Annotated in this window: 2 protein-coding genes; one reads left to right on the plus strand and one right to left on the minus strand. The window is 66.9% G+C overall.

Annotated elements, in window-relative coordinates; translation table 11 throughout:
* Nucleotides 1–1,794, plus strand: a 1,794-nt coding sequence (gene oxlT / locus AC1DVI_RS32295; protein WP_476961459.1) for an oxalate/formate MFS antiporter, incomplete at its 5' end; no start/stop codon positions are given.
* On the opposite strand, the gene AC1DVI_RS32300 is transcribed toward oxlT, so the two are convergent.
* Nucleotides 1,731–2,330: Bax inhibitor-1/YccA family protein (locus tag AC1DVI_RS32300; RefSeq protein ID WP_476961460.1), on the minus strand; the 600-nt coding region annotated here is incomplete at its 5' end. The two genes, oxlT and AC1DVI_RS32300, sit on opposite strands and share 64 nt — an antisense overlap.

Raw genomic sequence — 2,330 nt, forward strand, 5'->3', positions numbered from 1 at the left:
GCCACCCATGGCTGGACCCGCGCCTCGATCCAGACCGCCTTCACCGTCTTCGTCGTCGTCCAGACCTGGCTGACCCCCATCGAAGGCTACTTCATCGACCGTTACGGCCCCCGCGTCATCGTCGCCTTCGGCGGCGTGATGACCGGCCTCTCCTGGATCGTCGACAGCTACGCCGGCTCGCTCGGCATGCTCTATGTCGGCTCGGCCATCGGCGGCATCGGCGTCGGCTGCGTCTACGCCACCTGCGTCAACAGCGCCATCAAGTGGTTCCCGGACAAGCGCGGCCTCGCCGTYGGCCTGACCGCGGGCGGYTACGGCGCCGGCTCGGCCCTGACCATCCTGCCGATCGCCAACATGATCCACTCGTCGGGCTATCAGGCGACCTTCTTCTGGTTCGGCCTGCTGCAGGGTGCGATCATCATCGCCGCCGCCTTCTTCCTGCGCGCTCCGCAGAAGGAACAGGTCAAGGCCTCGACCAAGGTCCTGCAGTCGCGCCGCGACTACACGCTGAAGGAAGCCCTGCAGACGCCGGTCTTCTGGGTCATGATGGTCATGTTCATCTGCACCGTCTCGGGCGGTCTGATGGCGGTGGCCCAGCTCGGCGTGATCGCCCACGATCTGGGCGTCAAGGAAGCCCCGATCAGCCTGTTCGGCATCACCATGGCGGCACTGCCCTTCGCGCTGATGCTCGACCGCGTGATGAACGGCATCTCCCGTCCGCTGTTCGGCTTCATCTCCGACCACATCGGCCGTGAAGCGACGATGTTCATCGCCTTCACCTTCGAAGGCATCGGCATCCTGATGCTCAGCCGCTTCGGCCACGACCCGATCATGTTCCTGATCCTGTCGGGCATGGTGTTCCTGGCCTGGGGCGAAGTGTACAGCCTGTTCAGCGCCACCTCGGCGGACACCTTCGGCACCAAGCACGCGGCGAAGATCTACGGCGTGCTGTACTGCGCCAAGGGCGTCGCGGCSCTGCTGGTCCCGCTGGGCAACCTGCTGATGGAAGCCACCGGCACCTGGGCGACCGTGCTCTACATCTGCGCCACCATGGATCTCATCGCGGCCTTCTGCGCCATCGCGGTCCTGCGGCCAATGTTGCGCGCGGAACGGGACAGGAGGGTGGAGCATGTCGGCGGGGGGCATGGGCAATCGACGGCGGAGGCAGGGCATGGCAAAGGACGACGGCAGTTTCCGGCTGGTGCTCGCCTGCTCGTTGGGCGGGGTGGCGGTCAGCTTGGCCCTCGGCTCGCTGCTGCTGTCGCGATGGGCGCCCCGGACGGAAAACACGGTGGTCGAACGGGCGATCCACAACATGGACCGGCAGACCTGCGAGCGGGTGCTGCATTCCTTCACGCAGCCGCAGCCGGTGGGCACCCGCGTGCTGTGGCTGTGGGCGGAGGAATCGACGCCGGGCGTCTTCACCGGAGCGCCCTGGACGTCGCGGGTGACCGGGCCGGGTGTCCAGACGGTCACAGCCGGGGCCGGGGCTGGGGCCGGGGCGGTGGCCGGCCGCTCCCCCCGTCCCTACGCCTTCGATCCGGCCTCCCAGGCGGCGCCGGAGGCGGCTTGCTCCTTCCCGAACAACTCCCTGCACATCGTGTCGGTGGAGTATCCGCCCAAGCCGGACGCCGCTCCGGCAACCGGCAAGCCGTAGAAAAAGAAAAGGGCCGACCGCAGGAAGCGGCCGGCCCTTTCTGGCAGGCGTTGCGCCGGATGGAAGCGCCGCCTTACTCCTCGCGCTGTCCCATGAGCTGCATCAGCATCTGGAAGAGGTTGATGAAGTTGAGGTAGAGCGAGAGGGCGCCCATAACGGCGAGCTTGGTGTTGCCCTCGTGCCCGTAGCCCTCGGCGTACTCCTCCTTGATGCGCTGGGTGTCGTAGGCGGTCAGGCCGGTGAAGATGACCACGCCGATCACCGAGATGGCGAACTGCAGCGCGCTGGAGCCGACGAAGATGTTSACGAGGCTGGCGATGACGATGCCGATCAGGCCCATCATCAGGAACGAGCCCATCTTCGACAGGTCGGCCTTGGTGGTGTAGCCCCACAGGCTCATCGCCGCGAACATCGCCGCGGTGATGAAGAACACCCGCGCCACGCTGGCCCCGGTGAAGACCAGGAAGATCGACGCCATCGACACGCCCATCACCGCGCAGAAGGCCCAGAACAGCCCCTGCAGCGCGCTCGCCGACATCGCGTGGAAGCGGAAGGACAGCACCATGATGAAGGCCAGCGGCGCCAGCATCACCACCCACTTCAGCGGGGTCGTGAAGATCGGCACGTACAGCGCCGGCGTGCTCGCCACGAACAGGGCCACCAGGCCCGTCAC

The sequence above is a fragment of the Azospirillum sp. P4_B5 genome, assembly GCF_056402275.1.